At 64.6% G+C, this 26,375-nt stretch carries 24 protein-coding genes; 10 read left to right on the top strand and 14 right to left on the bottom strand.

Annotated elements, in window-relative coordinates:
* Nucleotides 1-326 precede the first annotated feature (326 nt).
* Nucleotides 327-1,559 (bottom strand): NAD(P)/FAD-dependent oxidoreductase, encoded by a 1,233-nt coding sequence (locus B9Z01_RS18235; RefSeq protein WP_085485485.1) that lies wholly within the window; start codon nt 1,557-1,559, stop codon nt 327-329.
* Nucleotides 1,560-1,844: 285 nt separating this feature from the next.
* On the opposite strand from B9Z01_RS18235, the gene B9Z01_RS18230 reads away from it, so the two are divergent.
* From B9Z01_RS18230 to B9Z01_RS18215, 4 genes are read left to right on the top strand one after another with little or no spacing between them, the layout of a single operon-like run.
* Nucleotides 1,845-2,657, top strand: coding sequence for a DUF3348 domain-containing protein (locus B9Z01_RS18230; RefSeq protein WP_085485484.1), 813 nt, complete (start codon nt 1,845-1,847; stop codon nt 2,655-2,657).
* 10 nt (nt 2,658-2,667) lie between these two features.
* Complete coding sequence (locus B9Z01_RS18225; protein WP_085485483.1) at nt 2,668-5,025, top strand: DUF802 domain-containing protein; 2,358 nt, start codon at nt 2,668-2,670, stop codon at nt 5,023-5,025.
* The gene (locus B9Z01_RS18220) at nt 5,022-5,675 is read left to right on the top strand and encodes an OmpA family protein (RefSeq protein ID WP_085485482.1); all 654 of its coding nucleotides are present in this window, start codon (nt 5,022-5,024) and stop codon (nt 5,673-5,675) included. Before B9Z01_RS18225 ends, B9Z01_RS18220 begins: the two co-directional genes overlap by 4 nt.
* A gap of 28 nt (nt 5,676-5,703) precedes the next feature.
* Nucleotides 5,704-6,369: a DUF2894 domain-containing protein gene (locus B9Z01_RS18215; protein WP_244196076.1), complete on the top strand. Its 666-nt coding sequence runs from the start codon at nt 5,704-5,706 to the stop codon at nt 6,367-6,369.
* A gap of 41 nt (nt 6,370-6,410) precedes the next feature.
* On the opposite strand, the gene B9Z01_RS18210 is transcribed toward B9Z01_RS18215, so the two are convergent.
* Nucleotides 6,411-6,710, bottom strand: a complete 300-nt coding sequence (locus B9Z01_RS18210; RefSeq protein WP_085485480.1) for a TFIIB-type zinc ribbon-containing protein — start codon at nt 6,708-6,710, stop codon at nt 6,411-6,413.
* A 118-nt stretch (nt 6,711-6,828) separates the two neighbouring features.
* On the bottom strand, nt 6,829-7,584 hold the full coding sequence (locus tag B9Z01_RS18205; RefSeq protein ID WP_085485479.1) for a TerC family protein: 756 nt from the start codon (nt 7,582-7,584) through the stop codon (nt 6,829-6,831).
* Between the two features lie 123 nt (nt 7,585-7,707).
* On the opposite strand from B9Z01_RS18205, the gene B9Z01_RS18200 reads away from it, so the two are divergent.
* Entirely contained in the window at nt 7,708-8,589 is an 882-nt protein-coding gene (locus B9Z01_RS18200; protein WP_085485478.1) for a LysR family transcriptional regulator, read from the top strand.
* 73 nt (nt 8,590-8,662) lie between these two features.
* Here the strand turns inward: B9Z01_RS18200 and B9Z01_RS35600 are convergent, their stop codons facing one another.
* Complete coding sequence (locus B9Z01_RS35600; RefSeq protein WP_167387512.1) at nt 8,663-9,736, bottom strand: hypothetical protein; 1,074 nt, start codon at nt 9,734-9,736, stop codon at nt 8,663-8,665.
* A 524-nt stretch (nt 9,737-10,260) separates the two neighbouring features.
* Here B9Z01_RS35600 and B9Z01_RS18185 point away from each other — a divergent pair.
* Nucleotides 10,261-11,223, top strand: coding sequence for a response regulator (locus B9Z01_RS18185; RefSeq protein WP_085485475.1), 963 nt, complete (start codon nt 10,261-10,263; stop codon nt 11,221-11,223).
* A gap of 7 nt (nt 11,224-11,230) precedes the next feature.
* On the opposite strand, the gene B9Z01_RS18180 is transcribed toward B9Z01_RS18185, so the two are convergent.
* Nucleotides 11,231-11,746, bottom strand: coding sequence for a thioesterase family protein (locus B9Z01_RS18180; protein ID WP_085485474.1), 516 nt, complete (start codon nt 11,744-11,746; stop codon nt 11,231-11,233).
* 281 nt (nt 11,747-12,027) lie between these two features.
* On the opposite strand from B9Z01_RS18180, the gene B9Z01_RS18175 reads away from it, so the two are divergent.
* Entirely contained in the window at nt 12,028-12,366 is a 339-nt protein-coding gene (locus B9Z01_RS18175; RefSeq protein WP_085485473.1) for a DUF4148 domain-containing protein, read from the top strand.
* A 184-nt stretch (nt 12,367-12,550) separates the two neighbouring features.
* On the opposite strand, the gene B9Z01_RS18170 is transcribed toward B9Z01_RS18175, so the two are convergent.
* The 4 genes from B9Z01_RS18170 to B9Z01_RS18155 all read right to left on the bottom strand — a co-directional run bounded on the left by B9Z01_RS18170 (nt 12,551) and on the right by B9Z01_RS18155 (nt 17,600).
* Nucleotides 12,551-13,972 (bottom strand): MmgE/PrpD family protein, encoded by a 1,422-nt coding sequence (locus tag B9Z01_RS18170; protein ID WP_208626066.1) that lies wholly within the window; start codon nt 13,970-13,972, stop codon nt 12,551-12,553.
* Between the two features lie 130 nt (nt 13,973-14,102).
* Nucleotides 14,103-14,849 (bottom strand): MmgE/PrpD family protein, encoded by a 747-nt coding sequence (locus B9Z01_RS18165; protein WP_085485471.1) that lies wholly within the window; start codon nt 14,847-14,849, stop codon nt 14,103-14,105.
* On the bottom strand, nt 14,842-16,197 hold the full coding sequence (locus B9Z01_RS18160) for an MmgE/PrpD family protein (protein WP_085485470.1): 1,356 nt from the start codon (nt 16,195-16,197) through the stop codon (nt 14,842-14,844). Before B9Z01_RS18160 ends, B9Z01_RS18165 begins: the two co-directional genes overlap by 8 nt.
* Nucleotides 16,194-17,600: an MFS transporter gene (locus B9Z01_RS18155; protein WP_244196057.1), complete on the bottom strand. Its 1,407-nt coding sequence runs from the start codon at nt 17,598-17,600 to the stop codon at nt 16,194-16,196. The genes B9Z01_RS18160 and B9Z01_RS18155 overlap by 4 nt, the downstream gene beginning before the upstream one ends.
* Nucleotides 17,601-17,829: 229 nt before the next feature.
* Here B9Z01_RS18155 and B9Z01_RS18150 point away from each other — a divergent pair, with 229 nt between their 5' ends.
* Nucleotides 17,830-18,522, top strand: a complete 693-nt coding sequence (locus B9Z01_RS18150) for a GntR family transcriptional regulator (RefSeq protein ID WP_085485468.1) — start codon at nt 17,830-17,832, stop codon at nt 18,520-18,522.
* A gap of 32 nt (nt 18,523-18,554) precedes the next feature.
* Here the strand turns inward: B9Z01_RS18150 and B9Z01_RS18145 are convergent, their stop codons facing one another.
* From B9Z01_RS18145 to phnC, 5 genes are all read right to left on the bottom strand, one after another.
* Entirely contained in the window at nt 18,555-19,844 is a 1,290-nt protein-coding gene (locus B9Z01_RS18145) for a 4-aminobutyrate--2-oxoglutarate transaminase (RefSeq protein WP_085485467.1), read from the bottom strand.
* Nucleotides 19,845-20,058: 214 nt separating this feature from the next.
* Nucleotides 20,059-20,895 carry a DMT family transporter gene (locus B9Z01_RS18140; RefSeq protein WP_085485466.1) on the bottom strand — a complete coding sequence of 279 codons (837 nt, stop codon included), beginning with the start codon at nt 20,893-20,895 and terminating at the stop codon, nt 20,059-20,061.
* A 180-nt stretch (nt 20,896-21,075) separates the two neighbouring features.
* The gene (gene phnE / locus B9Z01_RS18135; protein WP_085485465.1) at nt 21,076-21,954 is read right to left on the bottom strand and encodes a phosphonate ABC transporter, permease protein PhnE; all 879 of its coding nucleotides are present in this window, start codon (nt 21,952-21,954) and stop codon (nt 21,076-21,078) included.
* On the bottom strand, nt 21,951-22,928 hold the full coding sequence (gene phnD, locus B9Z01_RS18130; RefSeq protein WP_085485464.1) for a phosphonate ABC transporter substrate-binding protein: 978 nt from the start codon (nt 22,926-22,928) through the stop codon (nt 21,951-21,953). The genes phnE and phnD overlap by 4 nt, the downstream gene beginning before the upstream one ends.
* Before the next feature lie 125 nt (nt 22,929-23,053).
* On the bottom strand, nt 23,054-23,944 hold the full coding sequence (gene phnC / locus B9Z01_RS18125) for a phosphonate ABC transporter ATP-binding protein (RefSeq protein ID WP_085485463.1): 891 nt from the start codon (nt 23,942-23,944) through the stop codon (nt 23,054-23,056).
* A gap of 312 nt (nt 23,945-24,256) precedes the next feature.
* On the opposite strand from phnC, the gene B9Z01_RS18120 reads away from it, so the two are divergent.
* Nucleotides 24,257-25,294 (top strand): M14 family zinc carboxypeptidase, encoded by a 1,038-nt coding sequence (locus B9Z01_RS18120; protein ID WP_085485462.1) that lies wholly within the window; start codon nt 24,257-24,259, stop codon nt 25,292-25,294.
* Nucleotides 25,291-26,187, top strand: a complete 897-nt coding sequence (locus B9Z01_RS18115; RefSeq protein ID WP_085485461.1) for an alpha/beta fold hydrolase — start codon at nt 25,291-25,293, stop codon at nt 26,185-26,187. Before B9Z01_RS18120 ends, B9Z01_RS18115 begins: the two co-directional genes overlap by 4 nt.
* The last annotated feature ends 188 nt before the right edge of the window (nt 26,188-26,375 follow it).

Raw genomic sequence — 26,375 nt, 5'->3', positions numbered from 1 at the left:
GAGTAATTGAGAAGCGTTCTCAATCAAGTTTTTGCGGAATACGCACAGAATAGAGGGTGGTGAAGAGGGGGATTAAGAGAGGAAGGGTGTTAATTGGTGATGGAAGTAGTGTATTTGGCAGTCAGTTGGCTGATTTTTTGAAAACTGCGCGGAAGGCTTTGATAAGCGGGTGGAAAGGCTGTAAAGGACGGGAGGAGCTTCGGCCAAGGCCCCCTGGGCCGGCCCGGAACAGCACAAAACAGGCATTGGAACAGCCCTATTCCGTCGCCGGAAGCGGGTCATTTCTTTCACAAAAATAACAAACCCGCGCTCCGGACCCGCCGCGGCTAGAACCGCTCGACCCGGAACGGCCGCGGATCCACGAGCGTGTCCTCGCCGGTCATCATCTCGGCGATCAGCCGCCCCGTCACCGGCCCGAGCGTGAGACCGTGATGCGCGTGGCCGAACGCGAACCACAAGCCCTGGTGATTTCTCGCGGGCCCGATGATCGGCATCATGTCCGGCGTGCAGGGACGGCGTCCCATCCACGGTTCGGCGTCGAGACGCTCGCCCAGCGGGAACAGCGTGCGCGCGATCGGTTCGACCGCGTCGAGCTGCGCCGGTGTCTTGTCCGCATCGCGCCGCGCGATTTCCGCGCCGGTGGTCAGACGAATGCCGCGCGCCATCGGCGCGAGCACGTAGCCGTTTTCGACGTCCAGCACCGGGTGATTGAGCCGGGCCGTCTGACGCGGCGCGTAGTGCATGTGATAGCCGCGCTTGACGGCAAGCGGCAGCCGGTAACCGAGCCGCGTGCTCACGCGATCCGACCACGGCCCGAGCGCGACGACCACCGACGACGCCTCGATCGTCCCCGCCTGCGTATCGACCTGCCAGCCTTCTCGCAGCGTGTCGGCGTCGCCGATGAAAAACCGTCCGCCAAGCGTTTCGAAATACCGCGCGTATGCGGTGACGAGCGCGTTGGGATCGCTGACGGAGTCGGATTCCGGATAGCGCAGCCCGCCTTGCAGGCGCTTGTCGAGATCGGGCTCCATCTGCTGCAGGCGCGATGCGTCGAGCGTTTCGAACGCGACGCCGTATTCGCGATGCCATCGCTCGGCAATCTGTATTTCGGCGTCCCTGGTAATGCTGCTGCGAAACACCTTGATCCAGCCGGTCGGCCGCAGGAGCGCGCTCGCGCCCGCGGCGGCGGCCAGCGCATGGTGTTCGCTGATGCAGTGCTCGATCAGCGTCGCGTAAGACTTCGCGATCTCCGCGTGCTTCGCGGGATGCGAGTTGCGCCAGTAGCGCCACAGAAACGGCGCGGTTTCGAGCATCGCATTGGCGTGGTAGCGAACGTCGGGCGACTGATTGCGCGCGTAACGCAGCAGCGTGCCGAGCCCGCGCGGAAACGCGTACGGATAGACGCCTTCGCGCTGGATCAGCCCGGCGTTGCCGAACGACGTCTCGTTGCCGGGCAGCTTGCGGTCGATCAGCGCGACCGCGCGTCCGCGCTTCTGAAGATGCACGGCCACGCAGACACCTACAATGCCGGCGCCGAGCACCACGGTATCGAATTTCATGCAGCTTTTCGCCTCGTATCGTTCACTGCGTTCGACGCTCCGGAGTGGCGGCAGCCTGGACGCTGCGATGTGCAACGGGGAGCGAGTTTTCATCTTATACGGGTATGGGCCGGTTATTCCATTGGCATAAAACCGTGGTCGGGAAAACATAGGGAGTGCGCCGGGAGCGCGCAGGGAACGTCGATCAGCGTTGCCGAAACCCGCGTTCGAACGTCGGGTGGATCGGCCGAGATCGGCCTCGCGACCGCCAGCGTGTAAACTGCTGACTTTTTTGCTTCCGGTGGTATGTTGCAAGCCCCCCAGCGCACCGCCCTCAGCGGGCCCGCACTCGTTCGCCTACTGGCCCGTCTCGCGGATGTCGATGCCGTCGAATCGAAGCAATCGCTGTCGGACCGGCTGAGCCAGTGGCTCGGCTGGACCGATGCGATTGCGTTGTCGTCGGCGCTGAACGGCAGTCCGCCGGCCGCCGCCGCTGGCGCGCGCAGCTTCGGCCGTGCCGAGGAAGACGAATGCGCGCGCGTGCGCAACTCGCTCGCGAGCGCGATCGCCGGTGACAGCGTGTTCGCGGTGGCGCGGCGGCGTGGTTCGGCGCAGGCGGCGCCGCGCGGCTCTGTCGAGACACAGGCGGACTACGCGGTGTTTCGCCAGCGCTATCTCGCGCTCCAGCAATCGATGGAAACGGCGATCGGCACGTTGCGCGGCCGCTTGCGCGCGCTGCTCGCCGCGCGAACGCCGGCATTCGCGCGGCTCGCGGTGGTCGATGCCGTGATGGAGCGAGCGCTGAGCGAGCGCGAGCGGACGCTGCTGGCCGCCGTGCCGGGACTGCTGGGCGGACACTTCGAACGTTTGCGCGACGCCGCTGCGCAGCAGAGCCTGGCTGAGGCTGAAGTCCACGCCGCCACAGAAGCAGAAGCCGAAGCAGCCGCGACGTCCACGGACCCCTCGCGGCCAGCGGCGACCACCGCCCACGCCGCGCCGCTCACCCAGGACACGTGGCTGAACGTATTCCGCAAGGACATGCAGAGCGTCTTGCTTGCCGAACTGGATGTTCGTTTTCAACCGGTCGAAGGGCTGCTCGCAGCTCTTCGCGCCTGCTAACCGGGACCCCATGTCCAGATATCGTATCGATCTCGTTGTGTTTCTCGCGGGTCTCGCCGCTGCGTGCTGGATCGCGGCCGGCTATGCCGTGTCCAACCCGCTTGCGCTGGCCGTCACGCTGCTGATCGGCGTCTTCTATGTGACGGGCGCGCTCGAATTGCGCCGCTATAGCCAGGCCACCGCCACCTTGACGCGCGCGCTCGCCGCGCTGTCCGGGCCACCGCCGAGCCTCGCCGCATTTCTCGAACCTGTGCATCCGAGCCTGCGCAACGCGGTGCGTCTGCGCGTCGAGGGTGAACGCGTCGCCTTGCCGGGGCCCGCGCTGGCGCCTTATCTGGTCGGTCTGCTGGTGTTGCTGGGCATGCTCGGCACACTGCTCGGCATGGTGATGACGCTGCGCGGCACAGGCCTCGCACTCGAAAGCGCGAGCGATCTGCAGGCGATTCGCGCGTCGCTGGCGGCACCGGTGAAAGGGCTTGGCTTTGCGTTCGGCACGTCGATCGCGGGCGTCGCGACCTCCGCGATGCTCGGTCTGCTGTCCGCGCTGTACCGCCGCGAGCGGCTCGACGCCGCGCAACAGCTCGACGTGAAGATTGCGACGACGTTGCGTGTCTATTCGCAAAGCCATCAGCGCGAGGAAAGCTTCAGGCTGCTGCAACGTCAGTCCGAAGCGATGCCGCAACTGGTCGAGCGTCTGCAAACGATGATGAGCGCGATCGAGCAGCAGAGCGTCGCGTCGAACGAACGGCAAATCACGAATCTCGACGCTTTTTACGGGCGCACCGAAGCGGCGTATCTGCGTCTCGCCGGCGTCATCGAACAGTCGCTGAAGGACAGCGTGGCGGGTAGCGCGCGGGCCGCCGGCGAGACGCTGCAACCGGTCGTCGAAGCGACGATGGCCGGTCTCGCGCGCGAGACCGCCGCGTTGCACGATTCGGTGACGCACGCAGTGCAAAAGCAGCTCGACGGCATGTCGAGCTGCTTCGCGGCGACGAGCGCGAACGTCGCCGGGATCTGGAACGACGCGCTCGCCGGACACCGCAAGGCGAGCGAGGAACTGGCCACGCAGCAGCACGCGTCGCTCGCGGGCGTTGCCGAAGCGTTCGAACAGCGCTCGGCCGCGTTGCTCGACGGCGTGTCCGCGCGCCTCGAGGCGGCCGCGAGCGGCATGTCGCAGGCGTGGAGCGAGGCGCTGTCGCGCCAGCAAAGCGCGGGCGAAAAGCTCGCGGAGAACAACGAGCAGGCGCTGGCGCGGGCCGCCGCGACGTTCGAGCAGCATGGCGCCTCGCTGCTGCGCGCGCTCGACCAGTCGCATGCGCAATTGCAGACGGAATTGGCCGCGCGCGACGAACAGCGTTTGATCGCGTGGACCGAAACGCTCGGCTCGATGAGCGCGAAGCTGGGCGAGGAGTGGCAGCAGACCAGTGCGCAAACCGCGAACCGTCAGCGCGAGATCGGCGAAGCCTTGGCGCAGACTGCCCGCGATATTTCGGCGCAGACGCAGACCCATGCGCGCGAAACGATCGGCGAAATCGAGCGCCTCGTGCAGGCGGCTGCCGAAGCACCGAAGGCGGCACTGAATCTGCAAACCGAACTGGCCGCGCGCGACGAACAGCGGTTGACGGCGTGGACCGAAACGCTCAGCGCAATGGCCGCGAAGCTGGGCGAAGAGTGGCGGCAGAGCGGCGCGCAAACCGCGCACCGTCAGCAGGAGATTTGCGAAACGCTGGCGCAGACAGCGCGCGACATCTCGGCGCAAGCGCAGACGCATGCCGGCGAAACGATCGCCGAAATCGGGCGTCTCGTGCAGGCAGCGTCCGAAGCGCCGAAGGCCGCGGCCGAAGTCGTCGCCGAACTGCGCCAGAAACTCTCCGACAGCATGGTCCGCGATACCGCGATGCTGCAGGAGCGCAGCCGTCTGCTCGAAACGCTGGAGACGTTGCTCGACGCGGTGAACCACGCGTCCACCGAACAGCGCACAGCCGTCGATGCGCTCGTCGCCACGTCGGCGGATCTGCTCGAACGCGTCGGCAGCCGCTTCACCGAGCACCTCGAACATGAAACCGGCAAGCTCGGCGCGGTCGCCGCGCAGGTCACCGGCAGCGCGGTCGAAGTGGCGAGCCTCGGCGAAGCATTCGGCGCGGCCGTGCACGTGTTCGGCGAATCGAACGACAAGCTCGTCGCGCACCTCGAGCGCATCGAAGCGGCGCTCGACAAATCGCTGGCGCGCAGCGACGAGCAACTGGCCTACTACGTGGCGCAGGCGCGTGAAGTGGTCGACCTGAGCGTGATGTCGCAAAAGCAGATCGTCGAAGATCTGCAGCAGCTTGCCGCGCAGCGCGCGACCGTTGGAGCCGACGCCGTATGAGCGAGGAAATCGATGGCGGCGTGGAAACGACCGCGCCCATCTGGGCCGCCTTTGGCGATCTGATGTCGGTGCTGCTCGGCGCGTTCGTGCTGATTCTGGTGAGCGTCATCGGCGTGCAGCTGGAGCTGTCGAGCAAGCTGGAGCAGGAGGTCAAGCAGCGTCAACTCGAAACGCAGCGCCGCAAGACGCTCGAGCAGGCGCTCGCCGGGCCGCTGGCGGCGGGGCGCGTGACGCTGGTCAACGGGCGCATCGGCATCAGCGGCAACGTGCTGTTCGCGTTGAATTCCGCTCAGTTGCAGCCCGAGGGCCGCGTGCTGTTGAAGAGTCTCGCCGGACCTCTCGCCGCTTATCTGCACGCGAGCGACCAGATCCTGATGGTGAGCGGCTTTACCGACGATCAACGCCTGCGCGAAGGCAATCGGCATTTCGCCGATAACTGGGAGCTGTCGGCGCAGCGCGCGTTGACCGTGACGCGCGCGCTGATCGACGAGGGCGTGCCGGCTTGGTCGGTGTTTGCGGCCGCGTTCGGCTCCGGGCAGCCGGTGAGTTCGAATGCCGATGAACAGGGCCGGGCCAAAAACCGCCGCGTCGAAATCGCGCCGGTGCCGCGGCCGTCGAGCGCGGCGGCAACGGAGAAGTCCGGTGCTTGACGGCGATTGTGGTGATAGCGGCGATAGCGTGGTAACGGACGACGCGGTTCATCCGGCCCGAGCGACGCTCGACGCGTGGCGCGCGCGCGGCGCGGATCGCCTCGACCCGGTGCGTTTTCATTTCATCGCTGCACTCGCGCGGCGTGCGGCTCATCACCGGGGCGAGGCGCGGCGTGTTCTTGACGAGAGAGTGTCGGGACTGCTGGGCGCTTATGCGGCGGATCTCGCGCGCGCCGATACGGCGGCCGCTTCCGATATCGTGTCCGAGTCCGCCGCGGCAAGCGGGCCTGACAATGCCACGCTCGCGGGACTGGTCGAATACATCGAACGCAGCGAACACACCGTCCATCAAGCCGTCCATCACGCGCGAACGGATAGCCGTGGCGCCGCCGCTTATCCCGAACTGCCCGCGCTCGACTACTTCCGGGAAGTCTGGTCCAAAGTCCGTACCGAGAAACAGTTGCGCCAGTCGCTCGCGCAGGTGCCCGGCAACGCGGGACCGCTCAATTCGAGCAGCCTCGTGCATCGGTCGCTGTCGCTGATGCGCGAGTTGTCACCGGGGTATCTGAAGCAGTTCCTGTCGTACGTCGATACGCTGTCGTGGCTCGAACAGATGAACGGTGGTGCGCCCGCTGCCAAAGAGGCGCCGCGCGCCGCGACCGCGAGCAGGAGCGCGCGCGGGAAAGCGCGCTAGTTCCTGCCGCTGTTTCTGCTGCTCCCGCTGCACCGAGGCGTTCAGTCGAAATCGAACATGTCGAAAATCGAGCGCTTCTTTTTATATCCGCGATAGTCCGCGCGACGCTCGTCATATCCTCGATGGCGCTCGCTCTCATACGCATGGTCCCGGCGCGGTAAGTCGTCGCGAGCGGCGCGCGCCGTAGCGAGCGCGTCCGCGTTTTCCACATCCTGCGCAATCAGCTTGTCCAGTTCGCCGCGATCGAGCCATACGCCGCGGCAGTTCGGGCAGTAGTCGATCTCGATCGAGCGGCGCTCGGTCATGAGCAGATCGGTTGTCGTGCAGACAGGGCATTTCATGATGACGCTCCTTGAGTTCGAAGGCATCGAACAGGACGATGCCCTTTGCTGAACCGCATTCCAGATGCGGACCTGAGGTGCGCGGCGGCGCACGCGATGACGTTTCCCGCCGCGCCCGTCATGACTGCGCGCCGCTTCCCGCGCGCTTCATCTTTGTGCGTCTCGCCAGCATGTTCATCGCCTCGACGAACGCGGAGAACGCCATCGCCGCATAGATATAGGTCTTCGGCACGTGCGAACCGAAACCCTCCGCGATCAGCGTCATGCCGATCACGAGCAGGAAGCTCAGTGCGAGTATCACGATGGTCGGATTGCGGTCGATGAAACGCGCAAGCGGCTGCGCGGCGAACAACATCACCATGACCGAGACGATCACTGCGGCGAACATGATCGGCATGTGCCCGGTCATGCCGACCGCGGTGATGATGCTGTCGACCGAAAACACGATGTCGAGCAGGATGATCTGGCCGATCGCGGCCGCCACGCTCAACTGTACAGTCGAGCTTGCCGTGGCGGCGTTCTCGTCCGCGCGGGTCACGTGGTGACGGATTTCGCTCGTCGCCTTCCACACGAGGAACAGGCCGCCGCCGAGCAGGATCAGATCGCGCCACGAAAAATCATGGCCGAACAGCGTGAACGCGGCTTCGGTCAATTGCGCGATCCACGCGACCGTGCCGAGCAGGGTCAGCCGCATCACGAGCGCGAGCATGAGGCCGAGGCGCTGCGTGCGCGCGCGTTGCGCCGGCGGCAGCTTGTTGCTGAGGATCGAGATGAAGATGAGATTGTCGATGCCGAGCACGATCTCCATCACGATCAGCGTGAGGAGCGCGGCCCAGACGGCGGGGTCGGCAGCGAGTGCGAGCAGATAGTCCATGACGTAGCGGGAAAAGGAGGTGCGCCGAGTGTGGCGGAACCGTCATGATCGCCGTCTGCATGGTTCGAATAAACCAGTGATAATCTGAACGATCTATCGGTTTTTTCGAAGTATCAGGCGAGCATGCTCAACTACCGTCACTTGTACTATTTCTGGATCGTCGTGAAGGAGGGCGGCTTCGCCCGCGCGGCCGAGCGGCTCGACATGGCCGTCCAGACCATCAGCGCGCAGGTGCGCGAGCTCGAGAAAGCGCTCGGGCGTCAGTTGCTGAAGCCTGCCGGGCGCGGCGTCGCGATGACCGAGGCCGGCGAGCAGGCGTTCAATCGCGCGGAACAGATCTTCCAGCTCGGCGCGGCGTTGCTCGACGAGATGCGCGAAGCGGCGGGCGAAGGCGCGGCGCGGCTTGCGGTGGGGTTGTCGGATGGCATTTCGAAGCTCGCGGCGCATGCGTTGCTCGCGCCGGTGCTCGCCACGCCGTCGCTGAGGCTGCTTTGTCACGAGGGGGAGCCCGCGCAGTTGTTGTCGGAACTCTCGCTGCATCGGCTCGACCTCGTGCTGGCGTGTCAGCCGGCGCCGCACGGCACGGACTTGCGCGTCGTGAGCCAGCGCGTCGCGGGTTCGCCGGTGGACTGGTACGGGCCCGCGCAGATCGTGCGCAAGCCGGTCCGCGCGAGCTTTCCGCACTGTCTCGCGGAGGTGCCCGTGCTGCTGCCGACCCGGCACGGCGCATTGCGCGCGCGGCTAGACCGGTGGTTCGAGGCGCAAGGAATCCGGCCGCGTATCGTCGGCGAATTCGAGGACAGCGCGCTGATGGCGGTGTTCGCGGCGCGCGGGCTCGGCGTGTTTCCGCTCGCGGAGTTAGGCGCCGAAGACCTGTCGTTGCTGCGTAGGTTGCGCTGGCTCGGGCGCGCGGAAGGCGTGCTCGAGGAGATTCACGCGATCCGTTCGCGACGCGGCCAGCATCATGCGCTCGCGTCGCAGGTGATCGCGGCGGCGCAGCCGTAAGGACGCCGCATGCCGGCCGTCACCGCCGCCTGCGCGCTGCCGCCCGCGCAGCGCAGCTTTTCGCGCGAGCCTCTCAGGGCTTGCCAACCGCCTGCGACGGCGACTGTTGCGCCGGCGTCACTTTAGAGGATTGCCTCACCAACTGATCGGTCAGCGCCGAGGCGACCGGATTCGTGCCTTGGCCAGCGGGCGTCTGCAGCGGCACGCTGACACCGGATGGCATCGGCAGCGACGGATCGGGTTTGGCGGATTCCTTCACCAACTGATCGGTCAGTGCCGCCGCGACCGGGTTCGAGCCCCGGCCATTGTGCGTCTGTGCCGGTATCTGTGCGGGCATCTGCGCCTGCAGCGGCACGCTGACGCCGGAAGGCATCGGCAGCGATGGATCGGGCTTGGCTGAGTCATTGACCAGTTGCTGCGTGAGCGCCGCCGCGACCGGGTTCGAGCCTGCAGCCGGGTTGGGGGCGGCGCTCGCGTACGGGCCGGTCACGTGCGGCTCGTTGTGCCGGCGGGCTTGCGCCTGTTCGACGCGCGGGGCGGGCTGAGGCTTGAACTGCGGCTGGGGTTGCGGCTTCGGCTGCGGTTGCGGTTGGGATTGGGTTTGCTGCAGCGGTTGGGACTGGGGCTGCGGCTGCGGCTGGTATTGGGGCTGCGGCACCGGCTGGGACTGCGATTGGGATTGGGCTTGCGGCAGCGGTTGGGACTGCGGCAGCGGCCGCGGCGTCACGGGGACCGGTGCCGCCGGTTGAACCGCTGCAACCGCCGCATTGTCGATCCGCCCGGAAGCGACCTGGCCGGAGTCCGGCGCGACATTCGGCGCGGGCGCGACCGGCTGCGCCGGCAAAGCGCCCACGGCGGGTAGCGGGGACGACGGCGCCATCGCCACTTTGTCCGTCGTGCTGGCGGGCGGCGCCGCCGGGATCACGCTGCCGCCAGCCACGGTGGGCGAGTCACCTTGCGAATCTAGTGCCGCATCGCTATCGGTGCTGCCGGGCACCGTGCCGACGGCTGCCGGCCGCCGGTCTTCCTTAGGGAAAAGCATATAACCGGCGACCCCTGCATCGATCAGGAGCAGGCCGATTATCAATATCTTGCCGGTATTCGTCATATCTAACCAACGGTCATTCAGGAACTGCAACAAGTCCATGATAAACGACCGCTCCCCCGACGACGATTTTTCCCCAGCAGATCGAGATCGCTCACGATCGCTGATGTCGGACTCGATCTGGAACCAATAAAGAGCGCGCGAGTGTTGTTATGACGATTGGCGCGCAACGCCGGAATGGGATATTTTTTGTGCTATTCCGATTTTATTTTTTTGCCCCGGTTAATCGCGCCAGATTCAATTGGCATACACCAGCGGCAGTGCGTGCAAGTTGCACTGTCGATACACGGAGCCTGTACTATATGGATCAGCGGAGACGACCGGCAGCCAAGGTTGGATTATCCGGCGCGCAAAAACTGACCATCAGATCACGCGCCGGCATGCTCGCGGGAAGCGGCGGCGGCAGGCGAGGACCGGAAGTGGCGGGAATGACACATTGACAATGCGATCCACGGCGAGGCATCGCCTTGCGTCTGTTGGGTTGTCGTGCTGCGAAACGCTGCAAGGACGGGCAGCCTTGCTCGCCGAAGCGTTTCCAGCGGGGGCGTGACGAACCACGTGAAAATATGAACAACTTTATTCGACCACCAGTTTTTTATCCGTCAACGGTTGTTTTCGTCGACGACAACGACAGCTATCTCGATGCCTTGCGCCGGTTCTTTCCGGACACGGATACCAATCTGTTTTTTACGCGGCCGCAAACCGCGCTCAACTATATCAACCAGCATGCGCGCGAGAATTCGCTCGAATTCGCATCGGCATCGGCCTGTCTGAGCGAGCCGGGCGTCGAGCGTTTCGTGGAAACCTCGGCGGAGCGCGATATCGTCGCGCGGCCGTCGCGCTTCGAGGAAGTGGCGGCGGTCGTCGTGGACTACGACATGCCCGGCATAGGCGGGGTCGAATTTCTGTCGTCCATTTCGCATCTGCGCTGCGCGAAGGTGCTGCTCACCGGCGTCGCGGATGAAACCGTCGCGGTCAAGGCGTTCAATGCCGGCATCGTCGATCTCTACCTGCGCAAGACCGACCCCGATTCCGCCAATCGGCTCCTGCACTTTCTCAAGGACGCGAAGAACCGGCATTGTTCGGAATCGGGCTGGCTCGCGCTTGGCGAGAACGGCATGACCTATTGCGATCCGCGCACACGCAAGGTGATCGACGAAGTGGTGGCCGCGCAAGGCATCGTCGAGTGTTACTGGCGGCCCGAGCAGAACGTGATCCTGATGTTCGACGGAGCGGGCAATCCGAGCGTGTTCGTCGCGTGGGCCGAGAACGACTGGATTTCGCAGGGCGAGATCGTCGCCGACGAGGGCGGCCCGTCCGAGCTGCTCCGGCAGCTCGCGGTGCGCGAGGTCATGCCGCTTTTCTGGCCGGACCTCGCCTACCGCTCGGGCATGAAGTTCAGAACGCTGACGCCGCAGGGCATCCCCGGCTGGGACGACGCGTTCTACGGCTGGACCCGCATCGAGCCCGCCGACGTCGGTCTCGACCTCGTGACGTTTGCGCAATGGCGCAAGCAGCGCAATCGCTGAGGTTCGCTCACACATCCTTGCTCTTCGCATGTTGCGTTGCGACCGGCAGGCCGATTACGCGCCCTGCGAAGCGGGCGGGCGGTAACGCAGCGTGAGCCCGGGCGAGTTCGCGCACGCGCGCTTCGACATCGGGATCGAAAGCGACGCCGCGCGGTCCGCTCGTATCGACATGCAGCAGCATCTGCTCGCCCGTGGCAACGGGTTCGACGCGGTTGCTATCGGGCACGAACATTTCGAGGTATAGATGCAGCCGCTTCGTGTCGTGCGCGAGCACGCGCATGTCGACGCGCACCTGCGTGCCTTCCTTGATTTCACGCAGGTAGTTGATGTGCGCTTCGAGCGTGTAAATCGAGCGCTGCCGCTTTTTGCGCACAGCGTCGGGAAGGCCGATCAGATCGATCAGTTCATCGCCAGCGAGACTGAAAATCAATAGGTAGAAAGCGTCGCGCATGTGGCCGTTGTAATCGACCCATTCGGTGCGCACGGTTTCGCGATAGGAAGGCAGGGCAACGGGATGCGGCATGGGCGCGTGTCTCCTCGATCGGATGCGATGGCTGTGGCGCATGGTTCTGCGTTAGCAGTGTAATTCACGGTGATCGGGCGGCGCGGGCGGCTTGTTTGAACGGCGGCATCTGCGCCGAATCGTAGCGGCCGAATTGTGGTGGTTATAGCAACAGTGAATTCATGCTTCAGGGGTTTCTATGTGGGGTGGCCGGCTTCTAAACTGTGTTCATCGCTGCGGATATCTGATGGTTACACGAGGCTCCGCGGCAATTGCATAACACAATCTCTGGAGGTGGAATCATGAAGTCGCTGATCAAAGCTGCTGTTATCGCCGCTCTCGTTACTGCGCCGTTCGCGGCGTTTGCCCAATCGAATCAGAACAATCAGCCGGTTACGCGCGCACAGGTGCGCGCCGAACTGATCCAGGTGGAAAAGGCCGGCTACGATCCGTCCACCGCGAACGACATCGATTATCCGGCGAATATCCAGGCGGCCGAAGCGCGTGTCGCGGCGCAAAACCAGGCTGTGCAGAATAGCGGTTATGGTTCGCCGGCGAATGGTTCGTCGCAGACGGGCGGCCGTACGGATTCCGCGGCGAGTTCGTATTCGGTGCCGGTGGTGAACTACGGCCACCAGTGAGTCGGTGAGCGTGAGCGTGGGGCTCGCGCTTGTGGTTCTAATTGATCTCTAACGCGAATGGTCTGCTGTCGCCGAGCGGCGAAGCAGGCCATTCGCGCATCTGGCTTCTGCTCTCCAGGCTTGTGCTCGCCACATCACGTACTGCGTGAAAATGTGACCCATACGCGGATCGTTGACGTCCTGCTCAGCCAGCCGTGTACAGCGGCCGCAACTCCCGCATGTCCTTCACGGTTTCCAACCGGTTGATCTGCTCGATAAGCCGATCAGTTTTTGCGGAACCTAGAACCGGCGCCATCAGATCGCGCGCTTTCGCGCTGACGGCTTCGGTACTCAGTGGGTTTTCCTTCGTGCCGGGCGGGAATTTCGTGTAGTGCTCGACCTTCCTTCCATCGGTCAACGTCACTTCGACGATCGCGCCGCGCGGTGCGGCCGGATCCATCAATGCGGCATCTGGCGTGACCGTCACCTTTGCGCGCTGCGCGAGAATGCGTGGGTCGTGCATCAGCGCGACGTCGTGGCTATCGGCGAAAGAGACCGCTCCCTTGACGAGCGCGACCGCGACGAGATGCTGGCAATTCACGTCCGGCATCGCGCTGTCGCCGACGATGCCCTCGGCGTCGGTCGGAATCTTCACGACGATGCTGCGCACGTTGTCCGGGTTGAGACCGTATTGCTTGCGCAAGGTGAGGAGCGCGTCGAGCGGCGACTGGATCGGATAGCCGACCGAGTACGTTTTGATCGCGGTTTCTGTGACGTAGAAATGGTTGCCCAGTCCGTCGAGCATCGCCTCCGGTTTCGGGCTCGTGGAGAGCGCGATGAACAGATTGTTGGTGCCGTCGAGTACGTCGTAGACGCCGGTGAAACCTGCCTGTGCCATGTCTACCGCCATCACGCCGTTGCGCGCCCCCATGCCCGCGAAGTCGAACGCCTTTTCGATGTGGTCCTTGTCCTTCACCCAGCTCCACAAGCCGGACACCTGTTGTGCGGAGTAGGAGATCGCGTAGCGCGTCTGCAGTTCATTCAGTTGTGCAAGCGCCGCCGCCGCGCCCAGCGCGCCGAACGTGGATGCGGTGCCCTCGGCGCTGCGATGCGTGCCGCGCACGAGGTCGGGGCCGAGCGCCATCAGCAGACGGCAACCGAGGTCGTAGCCGAGCGTGACCGCGCGAATGAACTGCACGCCGCTGCTGCCTTCGCGATCGGCCAGTGCAAGCGCCGACGGCACAACCGAGCTGCCCGGATGTGCCTTCGTGACGGGCTCGAAGTCGTCCGTTTCATCGGAATGCGCGCACATTGCGTTGGCGAGTGCCGCGTTGACCGCCGTCGTGCGAAACCTTGCGCCAATTACCGATGACTGTGGCTCGCCGCCGAGCTTCCGAACGTAGCTGACCGCCATCGACCCCGGCCTCATGCGGGAGCCGGAGACCATTGCGCCGAACGTGTCGAGAATACGATGCTTGCATTCGAGCACGACCGCGTCGGGCAGCGTCGCGCCGCGCGCGGAGACCATATAGCGGGCGAGCTGTCCGGTTACGTCGGCGCTGTCCGCGGCGAGAAGGCGAATAGGTGACAGCGTCAACGCGACGAGTGCCCCGGTGGATTGAAGCATGCGGCGGCGCGTTGGCATCGGGCACTCGGCCATGGGTTTTCCTGATGGTTATGAGTTATTCAGTTGTACTACTGAAACGATCAATTCCATCGATGTGCGCCTGAAATCGGTATCGCGGTTTTATTTGATTTCATTGCGGTAACGACACCCAACGTGTGCCCAGCCCTTCGATGATCGAGGCTTCATCGAAACGGTACGCCATCAGGGCAGCGAAGCCGCGCCGGCCGTCTATCGATGCTGGTGCGCTCGTGAACCCATGTTTGGCGAGCAGAACCGCTTCGATTGCGTCGGCGGCGGCCTTGCCGGTCTCGATGGCCGACATCGGCTGTCCTTCGTTGCGCGCCAGTCCCGCCGCCTGGGTGGCCGCGATACCCAGCGCATGGCGGGTGCGTGCCGCGTCGAGCCGATGCAGGCGCGCGAGCGCCAGCGCCGCGCCCAGAATGCCCACGGCGGATGAGCCATTCCAGCGGGCACGAAATTCATCGTTATCCACCGCGGCGAGCAGGCGCGCGGCTGCTTCGATGCCGATGGCGGCGGCCGCCGCGATTTCGTCATCCGATGCAGCGAGTTTGCTGCCCGTCGCGATGACCGCGGCAAGAATCGGCGTTGCGGTCGAGGCGGGTGTCTGCTTCGCGAGTATCGCGCCGAGCAGCCATGCACGCGTGCGCGTGTCGTTTGGCGTCGAGTCATGCGTTGGGTCTTGTGCTTGCAGCAGCACGGCGAGTTGCTGCGCTGTGTCGCCAGCTTCAGCAATCTGCTTGCGTGCTTCATCGAGCTTCCGTTGCGCGGCGCTCCGCACGTGTTGATCCGTCAACGGGATGGCGGTGAATCCGGTGAGCGCATCCGACACGGCGGATTGAGCGGCTGGGTTATGCATGATTCAGTTCCTTGTTCGGAGTGCACAGCGAAAACAGCGCATCGAGATCAGGCGCGGTATGCAGCGCTTCCACGCTTGCGGCGAGCTTTGCGGCGGTGCCCGCGCCCAGTTGCGGGTCCACCAGCAGACGGACCTTGTCCATCAGTTCGTCGTCGGTCAGCGGCCGCGCGAGGCTGCCGCGCGCATGCTCGACGTGATGCGTGAGCGTTGTACCGTCCTCCATCTTCGCTTCGATGAACACCTCGTCGCGTTTGACCGACGCGTCCGGTGCGAGCGTCGTTTTCGCACGCAACGCGCACACGTCGTCCCGCACTACACGCTGGTCGTCGTATTGCGCGAGGCCGACCTGCTTGTCGCACAACGCGGCCGCGACACCGTGAATCGCGCTGAAACGGGCTTGCAGGCCATCCTTCGGTTGCGGGTTGCCCATCAATTCGGGCACGAGCGGGTGGCAGCGCAGCGTAATCGAACCGATCGAATCGACGTTGCCAATCCGCGTGGAAAGCGCGAGCCCGCCGTCGATGGCGGGATGCGCAACGATTCCGCACGGATAGGGCTTATAGGTATTGAAGAGCAGTTCCCAGCGCTCACCGAACTCGCCGTTCATCTGCCCGAAATCGACTCGTGTTGAAAGCGAGTGCGAGTAACCGCCCGGCGCTTCGAAGATATCCGGCAGCGCACGCTGGCCGCGCTGCGCGAGCCGTGCAGCTGCGATGCCGTTCGCGGCCGCCTTGCCGGGGTGATAGGGCTTCGTCATCGTGCCGAACGCTTCGCGCTGGCCGACGAACATCGACGCGGCAATCGAAACGGCCTCGGCAAGCCCCATTTCATCGAGCCCGAGCAGCAGCGCCGCCGCTGCCGCACAACCGACCACGCCGCAAGTGCCGGTAATGTGCCAGCCGCGGTCGTAGTGTTCCGGCGAGATCGACACGCCCACGCGCAACTGCGCTTCGCAGCCGAGCGCGAATGCGGCCAGCGCCTTCGCGCCATCCGGCCGCGTTTCGGGAGCGAGCGCCGTCAACACGGCGAACACCGAAGCGGCCGGATGAATCACGGTGGCGAGATGGGTGTCGTCGAAATCGTCGAGATGACCGGAAAAGCCCGTGGCCAGCGCGGAGAAATGACTATCGACGCGCTCGCGGCGGCCGGGCACCGGCGCGATTTCACGCGAGCCCAGTTCGCTGGCGGTCGCGAGAATGGCTTCGACACCCGGATGCCGGCAGGCGCCGATCGACGTGCCGATCACGTTGATCAGCGAGCGCTTCGCTTCCTTCGCGACATGGTCGGGCAACGGGCGCTGCGCGAGACGGTGAAGGCCCTGTGCGAAAGCGGCGGCAATGGAACTCATTGGGACAACTCCTCGAGACGAACGCCGTTGGTCCTCGGCCCGAACACACCGACCATCACGACGATCACAAGCATGGCTGACGAAATCAGCACGAACACGGCAGGCACACCCGAATGCTTGAGCAATGCCGCCACCCAGAAGCCGACGAAGATCGAACTGATCCGGCTCCAGCTGAACACGAAGCCGACAGCACGGGCGCGGATGCGTGTCGGATACAGCTCGGCCTGATACGTATGGAAAATGCCGATCATCCAGTTGTTCGCGATGGTCACGATGCAGCCGAATAGCACGATCAGCACCGGCTCGCGCACCATGCCAAACAGCACGCCAGCGATAGCGACGGCGAGAGCGCAGCCCACCAGCTGCCATTTGCGTTGCAGACGTTCGGCGCAGCACATGGCGCCGAGCGCGCCGAGCGGCGTCGTGAACGCAATCACCATCGTGTAGAGCAACGAATGTGTGATCGTGATCCCCTTCGAGTAGAGCAGAACCGGCACCCACGCGCCGAAGCCGTATACGCCGAAGGTCTGGAAGAAGTTGAACATCGACAGCATGATCGTGCGGCTCAGATAGCGCCCGTGCCATATCTCGGCCCACGAGCCCCGTTCGCCGCGGCATGATCCGGGTGCGTCGAGGCTCGGCGCTGGCAGCGTGGCGCCGGTCTCGGCGATCACGCGCGCTTCGATCATATCGACGATCGCATGCGCTTCGGCCTCGCGGCCCTTGCTTTCGAGCCAGCGCGGCGACTCCGGCAGGCCGCGCCGCATGAACCAGATCAGGATCGCGCCGGCCGAACCGAAGATCATCACCCAGCGCCAGCCGTCGAGGCCGAGCACCGCGTGCGGCACCAGCAGATACGACAGCACCGCGACGATCGGCACCGAAGTCAGGATCACGAGAATGCTGAATGCCGAATAGCGGCCGCGTGTGCGGGACGGCGTGAGCTCGGAAATGTAGGTATCCACAGTAATCAGCTGAACGCCGATACCGACGCCCGCGAAGAAGCGCCATACATCCATCGCAACGGGGGTCGACTGGAACGCCGCGATGAAGGTCGCGATCGAGTAGATCAGCATCGCGGCGGTGAAGACCGCACGCCGTCCGAAGCGGTCGGTAAAGCCGCCGAGCGCGACAGTGCCGATGAACATGCCCGCGAAGAACGAACCGAGAAAGCTCGCGAAGCCGTTGACGTCGAACAGGCTGGCCGTGGTCGCGCGATAGAGCCCGCTGTGAATGAGGCCGAGAGAAATGTACGCGGCCATGAACATTTCGTAGAACTCGAACCAGCCGCCGATCGCGATGCGCACGACGAGGCCGCGGAAGTATCGCGTGGGCGGCAGGCGGTCGAGGCGTGCCGACACGCTGGGCGCGGCGTGAACCGACCCCGCAATTTCCTTTTCCATGTACATGACGTCTCCTGGTCTGTATGGAATGAGCGTGCCGTATTTGGATTTAGTGTCGACACTTTGCTGATGATAATGGGTATTCATTGAAGAATACAAGGTATGTATCAATAATCTGTGTACACTTTGTCTGGTGCTATGAGACGATTCCAGGGCGGAACCGGGCGGGGCGGTTTGCTAGAATCCGCTCCTGTGGCCGCTCGGGCACGTTCCAAGAAGAGGACAGCAGATGGACCAGAATGTCGACAGAAGCGCGCTGACGGACGACGGCGAACCGTCGCCGGTGGCGGAGATCGTCGACTGGGTGGCGCGCGAGATTATTGAAGGCAGGCTCGTGGCCGGCGACGATCTGAATTCGGTTGAACTGGCGAAGCGCTTCGGCGTGAGCCGCACGCCCGCGCGCGAAGCGCTGTTCGTGCTGAGCCGCGAAGGGCTCGTCGACTGGTCGCCGCGACGGCGGCCGCGTGTGTCCGCCGTCAAGCTGAAGGATGTGCGCGAGATTTATCAGCTGCGCGCCGTTCTGTATGCGCAGGTGTCGCTCGCGATCGTGGAGAACGCCACCGACGAAGACATCGCTTCGCTGTGGCGAGCGCATCAGCGTCTGGCCGACGTCGCCGCGAAAGGCGACGTGGACGGCTATTTCTGGGCCAACGTCGCGTTTCGCGATGAAGAGCTGCGCGTGAGCCGCAACGGCATCTTCAAGGAAGTGCTCGATTCATTGCGGATGCGCACCAATCGTCTGCGGCATCTGAGCACGACGCTGCCTGGCCGTCTGCAGCGCTCGTGCACGGACCATCAACGGCTGTGCGAAGCGTACGCCGAGCGCGACGGTACGCTCGCGGCGGCGTTGAATCGTTCGATCGTGCTGAGTGCGTTGCATGCTATCGAGCAGGCGTGGACGAAGGGGCCGGACGAGCACTGAATCCGGGGCACCTCCCAGCGCGACCGAAACCCTCAGGCCGCGACTTCGACGCTTTCCTTCAACACATCCCCGAGAATCGCGAGCGCCTCGTCGAACACCGTGTCCTGAATCGTGAGCGGGAACAGGAAGCGCACCACGTTCGAATAAACGCCGCACACGAGCAGCAGCAGACCGCGTTCGAGCGCGCGCGTCTGCACGCGCTTTGCAAATTCCGCGTCCGGCTCCGTGCTGCCCGGCTTGAGGAATTCGGCGGCTACCATTGCGCCCGGGCCGCGCACCTCGGCGAGCTGCGGCACGTCTCGACGCAGCTCATCGAGCTTGGCCTTGAGGCGGTCGCCAAGCGCGTTGGCGCGTTCGCAAAGCTGCTCTTCGTCGATGATGTCGAGCACCGCATGCGCGGCCGCGAGTGCGAGCGGATTGCCCGCATAGGTGCCGCCGAGACCGCCGGGCGCCGCCGCATCCATCACGTCCGCACGGCCGACCACGCCCGAGAGCGGCATGCCGCCCGCGAGGCTTTTCGCCATCGTCATCAGATCGGGCACGACGTCGTAGTGATGCATCGCGAACAGCTTGCCGGTGCGCGCGAAGCCGGTCTGCACTTCGTCGGCGATCAGCAGAATGCCGTGCGCGTTGCACAGCTTGCGCAACGCGCGCACGAACTCGGCCGGCGCCGGATAGAAGCCGCCTTCGCCTTGCACCGGCTCGAAAATGATGGCGGCGACGCGCTTCGGATCGATGTCTGCCTTGAAGAGGGATTCGAGCGCCTTCAGCGAATCGGCGGTCGTCACACCGTGCAGAGGATTGGGAAACGGCACATGGAACACGTCCGACGGGAACGGTCCGAAGCCGCTCTTGTACGGCACGACCTTGCCGGTCAGCGCCATGCCGAGCAGCGTGCGGCCGTGGAACGCGCCGTTGAACGCGATCACGCCGGGGCGGCCGGTCGCGGCGCGCGCGATCTTGATCGCGTTTTCGACGGCTTCGGCGCCTGTCGTGAAGAACGCGGTTTTCTTCGGATAGTCGCCGGGGGCGCGCGCATTGATCTTCTCGGCCAACTCGACATACGACGCGTACGGCACGACCTGATACGCGGTGTGTGTGAAGCGATCGAGCTGATCGCGAATCGCGGCGACGATCTTCGGATGACGGTGCCCCGTGTTGCACACGGCGATGCCGGCGGCGAAGTCGATGAACCGGTGACCCTCGATGTCCCACAACTCGGCGTTTTCGGCACGCGCGGCGTAGAAATCGCACATCACGCCGACGCCGCGAGGCGTCGCGGCGTCCTTGCGGCTCTGCAGTTCGGCATTCGTCTGGCTCATCTCGCTCGCTCCGGTTTTGGGACTGACGCCATGCGTGTGGCGCGGCACATGGAGCGAACTATAAAGAGATTTGGCTCTCGACTTTAGAGCCATTTCGATGAAAATGTAGGAGCCAATTGCGTGCGCGAGCGGATCCCGGAGCCGCTTGCGCGGCGTGTCGAAGGGTGCGGTGAGCGAGCCTCGCAGGCCCGTGCGGAGCCTGTTGCGCCGTATGTCAAATGCGGATCAGCACCGCGCCGAGCGTCACGAGTGCGCATGCAACGATACGCCGCGCGGTCAGTTTCTCGCGCATGAAGAGCCAGCCGATCAGCACCGCGAAGATGGAACTCAATTCGCGCAGCGCGGAGACCATCGCAATCGGCAGATAGCGATACGCCTCGATGATGAGGCAATACGCGCCGAGCGCGAGCGCGCCCGACGCAATGCCCTTGAGCACGAGCGTGCGGCCGATAAAGAGCCCCTTGGCGCCGCCGCGCCAATGCCATGCGAGCAGGAACTGCGGGATGTTCCAGATCAGATAGACCCACATGATGTAACTGAGGCCATTGCCCGCGACGCGCGCGCCGACGCCGTCGACGACCGAATACGCCGCGATGAACAGACCGGTCAGCAGCGCGAACGGCACGCTCTCGCCGGAAAAGCGCATACCGCGGCGAAACGCGAGCGAGATGATGCCGATCGATACGAGCGCCACGCCCGTGGCGGCGAGCGGCTTGAGTGTTTCGCCCGCGAACACGAGCGCGCCGGCGAACACGAGCATCGGCGAAAGGCCGCGCGCGATCGGATAGATCTGGCCGAAATCGCCGCTCCTGTAAGCGCGGATCAGCGCGAGCAGATAACCCCATTCGAGCACCACCGAGGCGACGATATACGGCCATGCGGCGGGCGCGGGCAATGGCAACACGAGCACGCCGATCGCGCTGACCGCGATGTACGGCATCGCCATCATGCCGAGCAGCCAGACGCGGTCTTCGGACAGGTGCAGGAACGCGTTCCAGGTGGCGTGCAGCAGCGCGGAGAACAGCACCAGCAGGACGACAAAGGTTTCCATCGACGGCGGGAAAAAGCGGGGGCAAGGGGAAAGGCCGCGCGTCTCGCGCGCCGCAAGCCCGTGATTATTCCAGCAGAAAGCCCTCCTGACGGAGTGCACGACCAAAGTGAAGGGGCATTATGGGGAGAAAAGCGGCGTTTTGCGGTACGCAAAACGCCGTGCCGCGAACCTCAGCCCAGTTCAGATCACGCGCTCACGCAACCACGCCGAGCCGAGATCGATCACGGTCACGACGACGATCACCATAATCATCACCGCCGCCGTCTGCGCATAGTTGAACGAGCGGATCGCCTCGTACAGCACGACGCCGATGCCGCCCGCGCCGACCATGCCGACCACCATCGCCGAGCGCACGTTCGATTCGAAGCGATACAGCGCGTACGAGATCCATAGCGGCAGCACTTGCGGCAGCACCGCATAGACGATTTCGTCGATGGGCGTCGCGCCGGTCGCGCGCACGCCTTCGGCCGGGCGCGGATCGATTGCCTCGACGGCTTCGGCGAAGAGCTTCGCGAGCACGCCCGTGGTATGCACCCAGAGCGCGAGCACGCCCGCGAACGGCCCGAGTCCGACCGCGACGATGAACAGCATCGCGAAGACCATTTCGTTGATCGCGCGGCACGCATCCATCAGGCGGCGCACCGGCTGCACGATCCACATCGGCGCGATGTTGTGCGCCGACATCAGGCCGCACGGCACCGCGCAGACGAGCGAGAGCGCTGTGCCCCATACCGCGACCGAGAGCGTCACGAGCATTTCATGCACGTAGCTGCGCCACTCGGTGAAGTCGGGCGGAAAGAAGTCCTTCGCGAACTGGCCCATGTTCGCGGAGTCGCTAAACAGATCGAGCGGACGCATGTCGGCGCCGTGCCATGCGCCGCCGAGAACCGCGAGTACGGCGATCCAGCCGAGCAGCGACGCCCAGCCGCGCTTGCCGGCCTTCGCGCGCGCTTGCGCGGCGTGCGTGGTTTGCTCCGCTCGCGCCGCGGCCTGTTGCGCCTGCGCCGCGGACGTTTCGTTCGCGCGCGCCGGCGTGCTGATCAGATCGGCCGTGTTCATTGCTTCGACTGCGCGCCATTGAGCGCGCTCAGCTTCGCATCGAGCGCGGCGAGCTGGGTCTTGCGCTCGCTGTCGGACAGATGCGCGTCACTCTCGATCTTCTGCTTCTGCTGGAACAGCGCGACCTGGCGGATCGGCAGCAACTGTTCATCCGATGCCGCCGCGAAACCGCTGTAGCCCGTAATCGCAGCCATCACCGCTTTTTCGTGCGCATCGGTCTTCGCGTAGTTCAGGAAGAAATTGCGGATCTTGTCTTTGGTCGCTTGCGGCAGATCCTTGCGCCACACGAGCGGGTCCGACGCAATCAACGGCGAGGTCCACAGCACGCGCACCTGGGCGAACTTGTCCGGATGCTCGCGTTTGAGCGTGTCGAGCATCTCGGTGTTGTTGGTCGCGATGTCGATCTTGTTGTTCACGACGGCCAGCAGATTCGCCTCGTGACTCGACGGCAGCACGCTCTTGAACGACGTATTGACCGGCGCGTTGTGCTTCGCGAACAGGTAGTATCCCGGCACCAGCGTACCCGACGTCGAGTTCGGATCGCCGAAGCCGAGCGTGACGTCCTTGGTATTCCTGAACACGTCGTCGAGCGTCTTGAAGCGGCTGTTCACGTTGGTGATGAGCACCGAGTAGTAGCCGCCTTGACCGTTCGCATGCACGACCTTCGCAAATACTTCGCCGTTCGAGCGATCCACCGCCTCGATCGCCGACGCGTTGCCGAAATAGCCGACCTGTACCTTGTTGAAGCGCATGCCTTCGATAATGCCGGCGTAGTCGGTCGCGAAGAACGCCTTCACGTTCAGGCCGGTCTGCTTCTTCATGTCTTCGATCAGCGGTTCCCAGCGTTGCTTCAGCACCGACGAAGAATCGGTCGAGATGATGCCGAGGTTGATGTCCTCGGCGTGAGCCGCGGCGACGCAGGCGAAAGCGGCCGCGCCGGCGGCCAGCGTAATCAGGGAGCGCAGGAATTTCATCGGTAGAGATCCGGGTGAGTGAACGGAATGGGCGGAATGGGCGGAATGGGCGGAATGGGCGGAATGAGCGGAATGGGCGGAATGGTTTGAATGGGCTAAGCAGCGCGCTGCCGACTGGTTCGAGCTCAGCTCGAATGCGCGGGATCGAGCGCGAGCGCGAAAGGGTGGTGCGAAACGGCGGGCCTCGCGTCGTTCTGCTGCGCGGGCGCGGCAGAGGTGTCCTGCGGTGCCTCGTCGAGCAGTTCGCGCGCGTCGTCGCCATAAAGCTTCTTGAGAAGCACCGGCGTGAGCGCGCCGGACGGGCCGTCGTAGACCACCTTGCCGCGCCGCAGCGCGATCGTGCGCGGGCAGTACCGCATCGCTATGTCGACCTGATGCAGCGACACGAGCACCGTGATCCCATGCTCGACGTTGAGCGCGCGCAGCATGTCCATCACGCGGCGCGACGATTCCGGATCGAGCGACGCGATCGGTTCGTCGGCGAGCACGATGCGTGCGCGCTGCACGAGTGCGCGCGCCAATGCCGCGCGTTGCTGCTGACCGCCGGACAGATTCGCGGCGCGCTCACGCGCATGTTCACCGATGCCGACTTCATCGAGTGCGGCGAGCGAGAGCGCGCGCTCCGCCTGAGGAAAGCGGCCGGTCAGACGCCGCCACCACGACAGCCGCGCGAGCGCGCCGATCAGCACGTTGGTCTCGACGGAAAGCCGGTTGATCAGATTGAATTGCTGGAACACGAAGCCGATGTCGCGGCGAATGTTGCGCACTTCCCTGACGATGCGGCCGTTCTGCTGGATCGGCCGGCCGAGAATCTCGATCTGCGACGGCTGCGCGTCCGAGGCCGTGAAGCCCGCGATATGCCGCAGCAAGGTCGACTTGCCCGAGCCCGATGCACCGATCAGCGCGACCATTTCGCCTGGCGCGACGCGCAGATCGATTTCATCGAGCGCTTTGCGGCCGTTGCCGAACGTCTTGCTCAAACGCTCGATTCGAATAGCTTCACGGATCGCTTCCATCTATATCCCCTCGATGCAGCCGGCTGCTGCCGGCATGTGTGAGGCTCATTCTAGGAAGCGTCTGTGACGGTTGAGTGAAGGCATCGCAACGTCTAGACGACTATATCTTTGGCACATCCTTATGTGTCGTCAGGATGGCAAAACAGAGTCACTCAGAAGTCAGTACGGATTCGATGGACCGAACGAAAAATGACGTGCGTGTGACACGATTGGCGCGGCGATGCACCGCTCGCGCATGATGACGCGCAGCCAGGCTATATTGCGGCATCCACGTGCCGCCCCTCATGGCCCTTTCACTCCGGTCACGCCGTCATGCAGACTCCTTTGAGCTTTCTTCCCGACAGTTTTGCGGAATACGAAGATCTCAAGTCGATTCTCGACCACGGCAGCGCGAGCTTCGAAATCCGCGCCGTGTGCGAAACCTCGGTGCGTGGCCGGCGCTTTTCCGTCTACACCGCGAGCATCGGTTCGTCCGATCCGCTCGCGCCCGCCATCGGCTTTTTCGGCGGCATTCACGGGCTCGAACGGATCGGCTCGCAACTCGTACTCGACTACATGCGTTCGCTGCTCGCGCGGCTCGAGTGGGACGAACTGCTGGTGCGGCAATTGCAGGCGATCCGCCTGATCTTTCTGCCGATCGCCAATCCCGGCGGCATGTGGGCGTCGACACGCGCCAATCCGCGCGGCGTCGATCTGATGCGCAACGCGCCGCAGAACGCGGACGAACGCGTGCCGCTGCTCGCGGGCGGCCAGCGCGTCGGCGCATGGCTGCCGTGGTATCGCGGCCGTGTTGGAGAGCCGATGGAGCCAGAGGCGGCCGCGTTGCTGCAGGTGGTCGAAACGCAACTGGCCACGCGGCCGTTGAGCATCGCGCTCGATTGCCATTCCGGTTACGGCTGGCGCGACAGCATCTGGTTTCCCTACGCGCGAACCCGCAAGCAGATGCCGCATTTGCCCGAGATGTACGTGCTGAAAAGCATGTTCGAACACGCGCATCCGCATCACGGCTATACGTTCGAACCGCAGAGCCACCAGTATCTGCTGCACGGCGATCTATGGGACTACGCGTACGACCGCGCGCCGGCGCCGAACATCTTCCTGCCGATGACCCTCGAACTCGGTTCGTGGCTATGGATCAAGAAGAATCCGCGCCAGCTGTTTTCGCGGCAGGGCATGTTCAATCCGGTCAAGGAACATCGCACCGCGCGCGTGCTGCGGCGCCATGCGAACCTGTTCGACTTCCTTGCGCGCGCGGCGTTTTCGGCGCAGCGCTGGCTGCCGCAGGGCAATCGCCGCGAGCAGATGCTGCAAAGCGCGATCGACCACTGGTATAAACAGGACACCCTATGAGCACGTGGATTCTGCTGCGTGGACTCACGCGTGAAACGCGTCACTGGGGACACTTGCCGGATGCGTTGCGCGAGAGCTTGGGCGCTGCGTCATGTGATACCTCATGCGATACCTTGCACGACAGCTTGCGCGATGCAACAGAGGGGGCGGCGCACGATCCGCGTTTGCTGCTTCTCGATCTGCCCGGCAACGGCGAATTCGCGCATCTGCGCGCGCCGGCAACCGTTGCGGGTATGGTGGCGTTCGTGCGGCAGGCAGCCATGCAAATGGGCGCGCCGGGGCCGTACAGTGTGCTCGCGATGTCGCTCGGCGGCATGGTGGCGACCGATTGGGCGCAACGGCATCCCGGCGAAATCGAGCGGCTCGTGCTCATCAACACGAGCATGCGGCCGTTCAGCCGTATGCACGAGCGGCTGCGGCCATCGGCGTGGCTAGGCCTGCTCGGCGTCGCCGCGCACTGGAGCGATGCGGTCGATGCCGAGAGCGGCATTCATCGGCTGACGTGCAATAACGTCGAGACGCTCGGTGCGGATCTCGACGCGTGGGTCGGGATTCGCCGCAGCGCGCCGGTGAGCCGCGCGAATGCGCTGCGGCAGCTCTGGGCCGCCGCGCGTTTCACCGCGGCCGCCGCGGCGCCGCATTGTCCGCTGCTGATCTTGTCCTCGTGCGCGGACGGGCTCGTCAATCCGGTCTGTTCGGCGAAGCTCGCGGCGGCGTGGGGCGCTGCGCATCGCGAGCATCCGTGGGCCGGGCACGATCTGCCGCACGACGATCCGGCGTGGACCGCGGCGCAGATCCGCACATGGCTTGGGCAGCGAAGCGCAGAGGAGAGTGCGCGCGTGGCCGCGCCCGGGGCCGTCGATCCGGCCGCGCCTGCGAAACCCGCGCTCTGAGCGGTCCGCGCAAAGGCAGCCGCACCGCAGCACTGCCGCGCCGCGGCGACGCAAGAAGCGCTTCCAGCGCCGCGGCTTCGTTAGCGGGTATTACCTGACTGCGCCAATCGATCGCATTGCCCGCAGCAGGCGCATAATCCGTTTTCAGACGTTGCATGCGAATCACACGATACTCACCATTGCCGCCA

Origin of the sequence: Paraburkholderia susongensis, assembly GCF_900177725.1 — a bacterium.
Taxonomy (GTDB): domain Bacteria; phylum Pseudomonadota; class Gammaproteobacteria; order Burkholderiales; family Burkholderiaceae; genus Paraburkholderia; species Paraburkholderia susongensis.
This window is presented reverse-complemented; position numbering and strand designations above follow the sequence as displayed.